The organism is Bradyrhizobium neotropicale (assembly GCF_001641695.1).
Classification (GTDB): Bacteria; Pseudomonadota; Alphaproteobacteria; order Rhizobiales; family Xanthobacteraceae; genus Bradyrhizobium; species Bradyrhizobium neotropicale.
This window is the reverse complement of record NZ_LSEF01000014.1, coordinates 20,037-31,887: the sequence shown is the minus strand read 5'-3', so window position 1 is coordinate 31,887 and position 11,851 is coordinate 20,037. Positions and strand designations below refer to the sequence as shown.

Annotated in this window: 9 protein-coding genes and 3 pseudogenes; 7 read left to right on the top strand and 5 right to left on the bottom strand. The window is 57.7% G+C overall.

Annotated features, from left to right (window positions below):
- Window positions 1-72: 72 nt before the first annotated feature.
- Window positions 73-836 (top strand): IS5 family transposase gene (locus AXW67_RS40050; RefSeq protein ID WP_145927316.1). Its coding sequence is split into 2 segments (ribosomal slippage): window positions 73-408 and window positions 411-836, totalling 762 coding nucleotides; the frame shifts between segments, so codons are not numbered across the junction.
- Between the two features lie 452 nt (window positions 837-1,288).
- Here AXW67_RS40050 and AXW67_RS02185 read toward each other — a convergent pair.
- Window positions 1,289-2,695 carry an MATE family efflux transporter gene (locus tag AXW67_RS02185; RefSeq protein ID WP_082907727.1) on the bottom strand — a complete coding sequence of 469 codons (1,407 nt, stop codon included), beginning with the start codon at window positions 2,693-2,695 and terminating at the stop codon, window positions 1,289-1,291.
- 506 nt (window positions 2,696-3,201) lie between these two features.
- Between AXW67_RS02185 and AXW67_RS40045 the strand changes: the two genes are divergently transcribed.
- The 3 genes from AXW67_RS40045 (at window position 3,202) to AXW67_RS02170 (ending at window position 5,883) form a co-directional block, all read left to right on the top strand.
- Window positions 3,202-3,756, top strand: a complete 555-nt coding sequence (locus tag AXW67_RS40045) for a GNAT family N-acetyltransferase (RefSeq protein WP_161491213.1) — start codon at window positions 3,202-3,204, stop codon at window positions 3,754-3,756.
- Window positions 3,757-4,031: 275 nt separating this feature from the next.
- Window positions 4,032-5,078: a PLP-dependent cysteine synthase family protein gene (locus AXW67_RS02175; protein ID WP_063676267.1), complete on the top strand. Its 1,047-nt coding sequence runs from the start codon at window positions 4,032-4,034 to the stop codon at window positions 5,076-5,078.
- Between the two features lie 91 nt (window positions 5,079-5,169).
- Window positions 5,170-5,883, top strand: coding sequence for a GntR family transcriptional regulator (locus tag AXW67_RS02170; protein WP_201723625.1), 714 nt, complete (start codon window positions 5,170-5,172; stop codon window positions 5,881-5,883).
- A gap of 174 nt (window positions 5,884-6,057) precedes the next feature.
- Here the strand turns inward: AXW67_RS02170 and AXW67_RS02165 are convergent, their stop codons facing one another.
- Entirely contained in the window at window positions 6,058-6,468 is a 411-nt protein-coding gene (locus AXW67_RS02165) for a ParB N-terminal domain-containing protein (RefSeq protein ID WP_063676266.1), read from the bottom strand.
- A gap of 257 nt (window positions 6,469-6,725) precedes the next feature.
- Between AXW67_RS02165 and AXW67_RS43650 the strand changes: the two are divergent.
- Window positions 6,726-7,056: pseudogene (locus AXW67_RS43650) on the top strand (transposase); the annotation flags it as partial.
- Window positions 7,057-7,200: 144 nt separating this feature from the next.
- On the opposite strand, the gene AXW67_RS02160 reads toward AXW67_RS43650, so the two are convergent.
- Window positions 7,201-8,442 carry a cytochrome P450 gene (locus AXW67_RS02160; RefSeq protein WP_063676274.1) on the bottom strand — a complete coding sequence of 414 codons (1,242 nt, stop codon included), beginning with the start codon at window positions 8,440-8,442 and terminating at the stop codon, window positions 7,201-7,203.
- A gap of 788 nt (window positions 8,443-9,230) precedes the next feature.
- Here AXW67_RS02160 and AXW67_RS02155 point away from each other — a divergent pair.
- Both AXW67_RS02155 and AXW67_RS42590 read left to right on the top strand, forming a co-directional pair.
- Window positions 9,231-9,398: pseudogene (locus AXW67_RS02155) on the top strand (transposase domain-containing protein); the annotation flags it as partial.
- 208 nt (window positions 9,399-9,606) lie between these two features.
- Window positions 9,607-9,762 carry a hypothetical protein gene (locus AXW67_RS42590; protein WP_161491212.1) on the top strand — a complete coding sequence of 52 codons (156 nt, stop codon included), beginning with the start codon at window positions 9,607-9,609 and terminating at the stop codon, window positions 9,760-9,762.
- Between the two features lie 58 nt (window positions 9,763-9,820).
- Here the strand turns inward: AXW67_RS42590 and AXW67_RS44940 are convergent.
- A pseudogene (locus AXW67_RS44940) lies at window positions 9,821-10,397 on the bottom strand (integrase core domain-containing protein); the annotation flags it as partial.
- A gap of 190 nt (window positions 10,398-10,587) precedes the next feature.
- Window positions 10,588-11,850, bottom strand: coding sequence for an adenosylmethionine--8-amino-7-oxononanoate transaminase (locus AXW67_RS02145; protein WP_063676261.1), 1,263 nt, complete (start codon window positions 11,848-11,850; stop codon window positions 10,588-10,590).
- Window position 11,851: the final 1 nt, after the last annotated feature.

The following is an 11,851-nucleotide window of genomic DNA, read 5'->3' as shown; positions in this document are numbered from 1 at the left end:
TAGGCGGTGTGGACTCTAAGGATTCCCTTTTGAGAGCAAATCAGATTCAAGGCTTCTTTTTGGGAGGCGGCCTTGGGTGTGATGGATCGTTTGGTGTTGAGCGACGCGGCCTGGGAGCGCATGGCGCCGCTGATCATAGGCCGGCCCGACCAGAAGGGTTCGACCGGGCGGGACAACCGGATGTTCGTGGAAGGTGTGCTCTGGATCGTGCGTACAGGCTCTCCCTGGCGCGACCTTCCGGAGGCGTTCGGAGACTGGAACAGCGTATTCCGGCGCTTCAGTCGATGGAGCATCAAGGGTGTTTGGTGGCGGATCTTCGAGGCGATGTCTGATGATCCAGACTTCGAATATCTGATCGTCGATTCCACCATCGTCCGGGCGCATCAGCACGCCGCCGGGGCGAAAAAAGGGGGTCTGAAGATCAGGCGCTTGGCCGCTCGCGCGGCGGCCTGAGCACGAAGATACATATGGCCGTTCGCGGCTTGGGGTGTCCTGTACGGTTCACGCTCACCGCAGGCCAGAAGGGCGATGCACCACAGGCCGCCGCATTGATCGAGGGACTGCCGGCCGAGGTCGTCATCGCCGATACAGCCTATGACGCCGATCATTTGCGCCAAGACATCGCCGCCAAAAAGGCGCTCGCCGTCATCCCCAACAACCCGTCACGCGCCCTCAAATATCCGCTCGACAAACATCTCTATGCCCAGCGCCATCTCGTGGAATGCTGCTTCTCCAAACTCAAGCAGTTCCGCCGCGTCGCTACCCGCTTCGAAAAGACCGCCCGAAATTACCGAGCCGTCGTCACTCTCGCTGCCATCGTCCTATGGATGCGATAAGTGTCCACACCGCCTAGGGCCCGTCTCGCTCGCCTTCAGTAGCGCCGCGCACGCGGCACTGGATGAACATGATGAGAATCCCGCGGTGTCGGGATTCTACACCAGGGGTAAGTTGCAGAGGGGCTACAGGCCGCGAAAAGATGAGCTCGCAACGATCAAGAAGGAAGCGGAGGCCGAACTTGAGGGCAGGAGCAAGAACCCGCGCATGCATCGGCAGAAGGTCACCCCAGACCAGATATTGGCGAGCGACAGGGTCTTGCCGACCTCCGTGTTCGGTGAGGGGCTTCGCTCCGTCCGAGGCGAGAGACCCCTCCTCCCGCGCGGCAAAGAGCAGTCTAGATTAAGAGCCAGCACGTCAGCTCTCATCAAGTCATGTAGGTAGGGCGCTGCTCGGTGATATCTTCCCTCGAAACACCGCGTGGTAACGAATGTCGCTTTTCAGGAGGGCATATTCATTTGCTCGTCAGCAGCAGAAAGCGGACGACCAGGAGCGCTGCGTAGAGGGCCTTTCCGATCGACAATCCAATCCAGATACCAATGGCGTCAAGCTCGATCTTCAAACTGAGCACGTAGCTGAGCGGGAAGCCCACCAGCCAATAAGCGACGCCGGCGAATAGTAGCGGAACTCGCGTGTCCTTCAATCCGCTGAGACTACCCGCCGCGATACTCTGCACGGCATCGGTGATAAAAAACGCCGCCGCTACGAAAAGGAGCTCCGCAGCGAGCCAAATGGTTGGGTCGGTATGGCGGCCGGCCTCGCTCAAAAACATCTCGGCGATCTCAAAACGAGCCGCAATTACCGCGAGCGTCAGTATCGCGGTGATCAGCAAACCGAATAGCATCGCGGCCAGGCCAGCTCGTTTCATTCCAGGACCGTCGTTGCGGCCGACGGCCTGGCCAACGCGCACCGCTGCCGCCATACTGATGCCGAATGGAACCATGAACAAGATCGCCGCGACGTGGAACGCAATCTGATGCGCGGCGAGCACACGCGTGCTGATCAGCCCCGCTAACAGAGACGCGGCTAAGGATAGGCCGTAGCTCATTAAGGAGGCGAGTGAGATTGGCATACCGATCAGGATCAGCTGCCGCATCGAATTCCCATTGAAGTGCCAGAGACGAGTAAACACGTGGTGGTCTCGGAGCGGACGTTGCAGTAGTACGAAGCATACACTTGCCAAGAATGTAGCAAAGTTCACCAGGGTGGTGGCAAGGCCAACCCCGAACAACTCCAGCCTGGGCAGGCCGAACTTCCCGTCGATCAGCAGATAAACCAGCAGGCCATTCAAGGGAATAGCGGCCAGAGTAATCCATAAGACCGGCTCGGGCCGACCGACTGCACTCATGAAACTGCGCAAGGCCAGAAACCATAGCGCTGGCGCCACGCCCCCGGTCAGTCCGAACAAGTATTGTTGGGCGAGCCGCGCCGCGGCGGGCGCCTGGCCAAGAGCGAGAAGCATTTGCTCTCCGCCCAGTGCAAACGCCATGATCGGGAACGATGACAGTAGCGCCGCCCAAAGCCCCATGCGGACCGTGCGCCGTACCACGGCTCGATTATTGGCCCCAAAGGCCTGTGCCGACAGGGGTACGATCGCCCCTAGCAATCCCGCGCTGAAGGTGAAGCTCATGAGATAGACCCTACCGGCCAGCGCTGCTGCGGCAATCGCCTCGGCACCGAGTTGCCCAATAAAAACAAGGTCGGTCGTCATCATCGTGATCTGGCCAACCTGCGCCAACACAATCGGTAGCGCTAGTTTCGCGGTTTCGCTGAGCTCCATGCCAAAGTGTTGGTAAGCTATCGTGCCGATTGGTTCTTGCTGCGAAGCCAACAACGGCTTTGCTTCAGCCATCTTGTTCATCGAAGCCTTTGCTGCTGGTTACGCCGCGGCCCGAGAGCTCGCGCGCGTTAGTGGAGAACACGTACGGCAGGTGGCTCGCAAGCCGAAGCTTTGAACCGTGTCCGGCGCACCACGTCTCGGCAGGGCGGTCACCGCGTAAGCCCGTGCGTGGCCGTGCGCCTATGCAGACGCAAATAGCGTCAGTGCATCGGCATTCTTGCACGTCGATACGACGGATCTATGCGTCATGGCCAGGAATCCTTCAGGAAGCGGTGCCGGATGCCGTCCGCCTTTTCAAGCCTCGTGCCAGGCACGATAACGCAGTTTTCTAGATCCATTTCTTCGCGACTCTTGTCCTGGCTATGACAAGCACGTCTGAAATCCGACATTCCGCATCGAAGGCGGTGAACTCCCAACACGTAAGCTCGCAGAAATCCACCTACCAACGTTTGTAGTTGATTGAGTTTAAGGGGCACGTCCATTCTGATCGGGCCACTTTCGTCCGGACCACTTCCGAGGAGCATCGCGTGCGACGTCAATCACACTCTGTTGTCAGCAAGCGCGGTGATCGATCCAATGACTTGACATCCGACGAGGGCACCAACCTGGAATCGTTGTCTCGTGCTGATTATCGGCTGGTCGCTCATTTGACGCTTGACCTGGAGCAGGAGCAGTTTGCGGGCGCCCTCGATTTCGTATTCTCTGAGCTTCGGAATAGCTCGCGCCACGAACTCGAGCACCCGTTCTCCGTTGTTGTGGCCGGGGAGATCATCGGCTTCTTTGTCCTGCGTGAACGAGAGGCCCTCCCCGAATGGGCACCATCGGACGCGGTCACCTTGCATAGCTTTCGGGTCAGCCGCAAACATCAGGGCAACGGATATGGCAGGTCGGCAGTGAGGCTAGCCGCTCACTGGCTCTCGACAAACCGACCATGCATCAATCGTCTAATGCTAAGCGTGAACCTGCGCAACGTCGCAGCTAGAGGGGCTTATCTGAAGTGGGGTTTTCGTGACACAGGTGCGCTTTGCTCCGGACCAATCGGGCCCCAGAACATCCTTGAGTATGAGGTCGGCCTGAGATGACGATCGCTACCGCCGTTTGAGCGCTACGGCTGCGCGTGCGCGAGGGCTTCGCGTCTGTTCGTCACATTTATCTCCCCACAACGTTTCTCGTACTCGGTTTTCGACCTTCGCCATCTCGCAACTCAATGATCAGCTCGTCTATAGCAACTGATCCGGTCAATGTGCGGTGTGTCGGAGCGATCGTTGCGGAACCTATATCGGCGTCAGCCTGATCGCGGTGCAGAAGACCGCCCGCGGCGTCTTGGTCTTTATTGGAAAGCAGTTGGAGAAGCTTGATGCTGCCCACGACGGCAACTCAATTGATCGGCCAGACGCCGGTAATGTCGATCGAAGTCCCCGACCGGGATGCCCGTCTGGTGCTAAAGCTGGAAAAGAACAACCCTGGCGGTTCGATGAAAGACCGTATGGCGCGAAGTATGGTTGTCGCCGCCCTTGAAGACGGTCGCCTCACTCCAGGCGGCACGATCATTGAATCGTCTTCTGGAAATACCGGTACAGGACTGGCACTCGCGGCACTAGAGTTCGGCCTGCAGTTCATTGCCATTGTCGACCATCATGCTGCTCCCGACAAGATTCGCACAATGCGGTCACTGGGTGCGGAGATTCGCTACGCAGAGGGCGATTTTGCCGAGGACGAGGTCGCGATCGTGGAGCGGCAGCGGATAGCGGAACAGCTCGCAGCCCAGCTGCCCGGCGCCATGTTCATGAATCAGTGGGACAATCCCGCAAATCCGACGGGCTATGCCGGTCTTGTCGAAGAATTGGTTGCTCAGCTTTCGTTTGATATCGATGCGTTCGTAGCATGCGTCGGGACAGGCGGATCGATAACCGGCGTTGCGCAGGCGCTCAAGCGACACAATCCGATGATACGCACACTCGGCGTGGAGCCGGCCGGCTCCATCGTGTTCGGCAAGGCCGGGCATCCCTACTATCAGTCCGGCACCGGAACGCCGGCTGGCAAGGCCATCGGCAAGGTGTTGGATTATGGGTGCATCGACGAGGGGGTACAAGTTACTGACGTACAAGCCTTCGAAACGGCGCGCTATTTCGCTCGGCGCAAGGGGCTTTTGGTCGGTGGATCGACCGGCGGCGCCATTTACAAGGCGATGGAATTCATCGCAGCCGGCCGGCTGACCGGCACGGTCGTGACAATGGTAGCCGATGGCGGCGAGAAATATCTAAGCACGATTTTCGATGACGAGTGGATGGCACAGCGCCACCTGCTCGATCCGGGGATCTCAGCTCAGTTGGATAGCTGGCTCTTTGGAAAATCGCAGCGACATGAGATCGATCGCGCTCGTTCCTCGTCAATGCTGACATGACCATTCACTCGATGGATGACCAAACCAGCGCCTTCGCGCATAGTTCTTGCTCCGGCATCAAACGTGGAGCGGACGCAATCGGAGAAGCTTCGTGATCACTCCACAACTGCGTGCTTCGCGATCTCTTCATGAGTCAGTCCGTCAGGAGCTCCTGAATCGCATACAGAATGGCGCGTATCTGCCGAACCTCCCCATCCCGTCCACGGCAACACTCAGCAGCGAGTTTGGCGTCAGCCCGATTACAATTAAGCGGGCCTTGCGCGACTTGCAGGCCATCGGAGCGGTCACTGCGATCGCCGGCAAGGGTACCTTTGTTAAGGAACAAAGACGATTCCTGATTGATCTTAGTGACGGAATCGCACATTTGGAAACGGCAAATGTACGGCTGATGTCTATTGCCAATGAGAAGATATCTGATCCGGCAATGGAAATGTTCAACCCACCTGGTGAGGCGACGCTCTGCGTGCGAAAGATGATCTTTTTCGCCGGCGAGCCGCCGCTCGCGTACGACTCCACCTATCTATCGCCAGATGTCGATGAAGCCATCATTGACAAATTTGCGGCGCGGCCAGTAACTGAGGCGCTGGGCCGACTTGGGATTCGAATCCGGAATATCTCCTACCTCATCGACGCGTCGACCGCGGCTCGAAAAGTTGCGGAGATATTCGCAATTCCAAATGGCTATCCAATGTTGCGGCGTCTGTATAAGGTCACGACGACCAAGAAAGGCCTTACGATATTCGGTATTCTGCAAGCTCCTTTTGACCGACTTTCCTATTCTTTGAATATCCAATCTGAAAACTAAGTTGCGAACTAAGCCGAAGCACGCCAGTGGGGCGCCAAGGCAAAAGGGCTTGACTGCACGGTAGATCCGCAAAACGGCTTTTCTAATCCGAGCTGGATGGACCTTTGACCAATCAAACGGTCATTCGTTACACTTTGAACTGGCGCCTGGAAGATTTAAATGGCCCGTTGATCCTCACTTCAGCTCATTGAGATCAACTGAACAGGATGGCAGTTGAACGTGTAGGCGGTGCCTTGTCGTCTTGGATTTCATCAGATCGCCGGAGAGGCCGGCCTTGATGATCTGCTCCACGTCGACAGGCGTGCTATCGCGCCAATAGGTTACGTCCAAATTTGGATCGTCATAAGAAAGCACGACGCATGGAACAAACGATAAATTAAGCGTCGTGGCGCAAAAATGGCGATGGTGGCCATCCATAATCACCGATTGACTGCATTCAACCAGGATCGGCTGCGTCCACCTTCCCTCTTCGGCGATTACCTGGGCCAGCATCTGAGCCCGTTCAAGTTCGATCTCTTCACTCGGTCTAAGCTGAGCAACCGGCAGTGTGACGATATTGTAGTTCGAGATTGCCACGTCACCCATTCTCTAACCATCCCTTTGTTGATCCACATGCTGCTGTCCGGTTCTGGCGTCACGCCACGAGCACGACAACAGAGCCCTTCTTAAGTCTGTGGCTGAACAAGAGGCATGTACCGTGCCAGACACGAGGGCAGCGGCTGCCGACCAAGTCACAGTTCGTGGCGTTGCTGCACGGTCAACTTCGGGGGCGTCGGCGCTGCGCGAGATCGTGACGGGTCTTTCGAGCCATGAAGCGCGGCTTCACCACCTCGGGCAGCGCCTCGAATGACCTTGATGCATCTGCCGAGGACATTGCCGGCCTCTATCGCCGGCGGTGGGCCATCGAGCTGTTCTTTCGCTGGGGCAAGCAGACCTGAAGATCACACGTCTCATCGGCACCCCCCAGAATGCTGTGTGCATCCAGATCGCCGTCGCCCTGATCGCTTTTCTGCGCTGTGCCTGGCCCAGGCCGCTCAGAAAGCCGTTCGAAGCCCGTTCGTCTTCGCCAGGCTCGTCCGCGCCAACCTCATGCACCGCAGATCAATCCAATACCTGCTCGAGCCGAACTCCACCCCTCAATATCAGCCACAGATGAGCCTCAGTCTATGCTGATTGCTCAACCGGACAGCCGCGCCCAGCTCCCGAGATGCAGTATTCCTTCCCGATCAACTGCTTTCGGTACTTTGCTGCGGCGAGAGGGGCCAAAGAGGACGGAAACCGTGCTGCATGGCGACTCCCGAGCCAGAGCATCACAGCCTAAGCTGCAATGTGCACAGGGAGAGCAGAATAACCGTGCACAAAATTGGACGCAATTCGCTCAGGTTCGCCGACAACCTTGACCTCCAGCCGTGCATTCAAGAGTTCTTCCCAGAGAACTCTCAACTGTAGCTCCGCAAGATGTCGACCAACGCAGCGATGGATGCCGAATCCAAACGAGAGATGCTGCCGCACGTTCTTGCGATCGATGACGAAGCTGTTGGCGTTCCCGATGACCTCTTCATCGCGGTTGCCAGAGATGTACCACATGACGACCTTGTCGCCCTTCCTGATTTGTTTCCCACCTACGATAATATCGGCAGCGGCGTTGCGGCGCATATGTGCGATGGGCGTCTGATATCGAATGATCTCGGACACCGCGCTCGACACCAGATTGGGATTATCGCGTAATTTTCGCAGCTCGGAAGGGTTCTGGTTCATGAACAGGAGCCCCCCGGTAATCGAATTGCGCGTGGTGTCATTTCCCCCCACGATCAGCAAAATCAGATTTCCGAGGAACTCACTCGGCTCCATGTGGCGAGTTGCGGGCGAGTGCGCCATCAAGGAAATCAGATCGACACGTGGCTCGGCATTAATGCGCTCCTTCCAAAGTCGCGTGAAATACTCCAAGCACTCGGACAAGATCGTGCTTCGCTTGTCCCAACTGTCGATTGCATGGCCCATTTTCGGAGTTGCAACAGCTACGTCCGACCAATAGGTCAAAAGGCGCCGATCCTCAAATGGAAAGTCGAATAGCGTGGCGAGCATTTGCGTCGTCAACTCAATGGAGACCATGTCCACCCAATTGAAGTCATCGTTACGCGGCAAGCCGTCCAGAATCGTCCTGAGCCGACGGCGGATCAAGTTTTCGAGCTTCGTCAGGTTTTCCGGTGCGACTATCGGACTGACAGTATTGCGCTGCTCGCCATGTTTAGGAGGACCCATCTTGATGAAACTCTGAGTCCAGTGCTTGTCAGGCACGTCGACAATAGTGACACCCTGCTCCGACGAGAACGTTTTGTGATTTGTATCTACCGCTACGATGTCTCGGTATTTCGTTAGGGACCAATATGGACCATAAGGGCTATCTTGGCAGTAGTGAACGGGATCTTCCATCCGCAACCGCTCGAAACACCCCCATATGCTATCATCTTGAAAGCGCTTGGCTTCGCTTACATCCAGATTGCTCAGCGGGATATGACACGCATCACTGGCTCTACAGTCCGCCAATCGCGTTTCCATGATCGTCTCCGCAGATTTCTCTCTCAAAAGATTAAGGATCCACAGGCGCCACTCATTGTTCGAGCTGCCGTGGCGTTTTGGTTGCGAGCGGGTCGTCGCGAACAGAGTATCCCAAACTGTAGGCAGCCCCCCCTACCATATCCGACAGTAAGGATCGCATCGACTTTCTGGGTGCTGTCTACACCGTGACCGCTAGGCACATCTCCGACATCATTGCCTTGCGTCCACTGGCTCTGATCGTCGATGTACGATGCAGAAGTATCAGGCATCTCCCGACCACCCGCGCCTTCGCGCGCGAACCCGCCGGCGTTGGCGCCCGGATTCGAGGTGGGCGTCAATTTGCAGCAGCGCTATTGAGACCCATCCGGTCCAGGCGGTGCAATTATCTCTTGAGGGTCCGGTAAGCTGGCGGACGGCCGAACCCGGGAACTCGGCTGCGAGGAAGCGAACGCTTTGTACTCGCGCCGCCATGGCGTCTGGCGCACGGCGGTCTCATATCGGCGCGCCCGTATATACAAAGGCTTGCAACTGGGCTGTCTCGCCGGCAGCCTGGTCCAGGCACCTATCGCAAGAGTGGTCCGCGGTATTGCGCAGGACCGCGCGCCCCATAGCGGCGTAAAACCGCTGGGATCGATCCACGCGAACGCCAGTCCTGCTGGACCGGCATGGATGGACGAGCTATCGGATGCATCGTCGTAACAGCGATCGAAAAAATCATCCCGCCCCCACCGGCAGTGTAAGCGGCAAGGAGACCCCGTCTGGCGGAGGGGATGAGCGATCGGCTATCGGGTGACGGCGGCGGACGAACCTGGGCGACCATCGCGACACTGCCGCAGACAGCGAAGATGAACAACGTCGATCCGCTCGCCTGGCTTGCTCTCACGCTTCAGCGTATCGCTAACGGCTGGCCACGTAGCAAAATCGACGCGCTTATGCCTTGGAACCACGCCGCCTGACGGCCTCAGCTTGCCGCTTACGTTGAGATTGTCGAGTCCGCGACACGGTGATGTTCGGGGGAGTGCCGACGCAACTCTCAATAAGCAATTGAATTAATGCAGGAAAATGTTTCTGGGGTTCTTCCTGCGCAGTTGGCACGACTTTTGAGTTTATCTCTCTGCGCGGCTATAGGAGCTGCTGAATGGAAGAGCGAGAGAGAGACCAAGAATGAAGATCGATGTGTCAGCCCATGATCTAACCGAATTGACGCCTGAAGAAGCAATTGCAGTGTCGGGAGGAATGTTTTTGGGAATGTTTCCCGCAATTGTGGGGCTAGGAGCCCTCATAATCGTTATTGTAGGAGCAGCCAAAGGGCGCGGTTAGGGCATCAGTAGCAAACGGACGCGCGCCGTGGGACACATCTTGACCTTGCCTCCAACTTTTATCCAGTCCTGAGTTCGCTCTGGCTGATGGATTTACCCGATAGGGCGGTGGTAGCGACGGGAGCTGGTGCGGAGCCATCGGCATAGCGCAGCGCCAGATCCCGGCGCGGATGGAAGCTGAAGCTGAACTCGGAGTGGGTCTTCCATCCGAGTCGCGAGTGTGGTCGCAGGTCGTTGTAATCGGCCCGCCAGCATCCAAGCGCGACACGGGCCTGGGCGCCCGCAGCCGGCCATTGATGGGGAAGACGGCCCCGCTCCCTCGGAGCCGGCGATATACTGGCGATCTACGGAACCGTTAACAGGAGCAATTCACCAATCGAAGCCGCGACGATTGGGTTGGACGTTTCGAAGCACGTCCGCGCTCGATGATCAGCCGGTCCAGTTCCCGAGCCACCGGGAGCCAGACATCGAGGTATCGGCCACCAATGCCAGGCACTCGCGCGTGCACTCGTCGACCACGATCAGGACGCGGAAGCGGCGGCCATCGGTGGGTTGATCCGAGACGAAGTCGAGCGACCGGCGGTCATTCGGCACTGTCGGCACCACCATCGGCGCCCTGGTCCCGAGCGCCCGCTTGCCCGGCAGTTCACGGTTTCGCCAGTAGTTAAAGGCAGAGACTGCGGTGCGATATTGCGGGCGTGTTGCTCAGTGTGGATTCTGGCTGTCTCCGCCGCGTTCAATGGTCTGTTCTTCGAAACCTGAAATTGATCGTGGCACGTCGGAAATGTTAAAAGCTCGCTTTCGGTCAAGCACGCGAAGCACGCCTTCAGGCTAGCGCATCCGCTGCATCGCGGATGCCGGCATAGATCTCGTCAAGGTCTGCCATCGTGACGCAATACGGCGGCATCACGTAGATCGTATTGCCGAGCGGCCGGAGCAGCAGATTCCGGTCTTTAAAGAACGTTTGAAGCTTCGGACCGATACCCGCCAGATAGCCTGCATCCCTCGTCTTCAGATCGAGGGCTGTGATGGTTCCGGTGCGGCGGACGTTCTCAAAACGGGAGTCGGCGCGGAAGGACTCAATTGCCTGCTCTTGCATCGCGGCGAGGGAGATGACCCGCTGGCTCGTTGCCGGGACCTGCCACAGATCCAGATTGGCTTTTGCGGCGGCGCAGGCCACGGGGTTGGCGGTATATGAGCTTGAATGAAAGAACGTGCGCGTCCGATCCTTGGAGTAATGCGCATCAAAAATATCGGCGCGACAGAGTGTTACCGCGAGCGGAAGCGCTCCTCCCGTTATTCCTTTGGAGTAGCAGACGATATCGGGGCTGACATCGGCTTGCTCGCAGGCAAACAACGTCCCGGTGCGTCCCCAACCGGTCATGACCTCGTCCGCGATGAACAGGACCTCTGAGGCTTCGCAGATCCGCTTCATCTCTTTCAGCACCCAGGCCTCGTACATCAGCATCCCACCTGCCCCCAACACCAGAGGCTCCACGATAAAGGCGGCCGGAATTTCATCTCGGCATACGCTCTCGAGCGCATCGAGCGTTGCCTGCTCCTGGCCTATCCTAGGGAATGGGATAGATGTAACGTCGAACAGCAGCGGCCCGTACGCCGCATTGAACAAGCCCCTCGCACCGACCGACATCCCGCCGACGGTGTCGCCGTGATAGGAATGTTGCATCACGATGATGCGGACGCGCTGTTTGCCGATATTGTGCCAATAGCCGAGCGCCATTTTCAGGGCTACTTCCACGCTCGTCGATCCGCTGTCGGAAAAGAAGACATGGTCGAGGCCGCGCGGGGCGAGCTTCAACAGCTGCGCAGCCAGCTCCTCAGCGGGATCATGGGTGTAGCCGGCGAATATGATCTGGTTCAGCTTGCCGGCTTGCTCCTTGATGGCGTTTACAACATCTGGGTGGCAATGACCGTGAGTTATGACCCACCATGATGAGATTGCATCGATGATGCGGCGGCCATCCGCAGTGTGGAGATAAGCCCCATCACCGCGCACGATCCTGGTCATCTCGTCTTGGAGCGCGTGTTGCGTATAGGGGTGCCAAACTGGAGACTTGGACGTCGGCATT

What these genes read in the sequence shown, in the direction of transcription:
- AXW67_RS02185 (WP_082907727.1), bottom strand. Translation starts at nt 2,695, where the DNA reads ATGAACAAGATGGCTGAAGCAAAGCCGTTGTTGGCTTCGCAGCAAGAA.
- AXW67_RS02165 (WP_063676266.1), bottom strand. Translation starts at nt 6,468, where the DNA reads ATGGGTGACGTGGCAATCTCGAACTACAATATCGTCACACTGCCGGTT.
- AXW67_RS02145 (WP_063676261.1), bottom strand. Translation starts at nt 11,850, where the DNA reads ATGCCGACGTCCAAGTCTCCAGTTTGGCACCCCTATACGCAACACGCG.
- AXW67_RS02175 (WP_063676267.1), top strand. Translation starts at nt 4,032, where the DNA reads ATGCTGCCCACGACGGCAACTCAATTGATCGGCCAGACGCCGGTAATG.
- AXW67_RS42590 (WP_161491212.1), top strand. Translation starts at nt 9,607, where the DNA reads ATGAAGATCGATGTGTCAGCCCATGATCTAACCGAATTGACGCCTGAA.
- AXW67_RS02160 (WP_063676274.1), bottom strand. Translation starts at nt 8,442, where the DNA reads ATGGAAACGCGATTGGCGGACTGTAGAGCCAGTGATGCGTGTCATATC.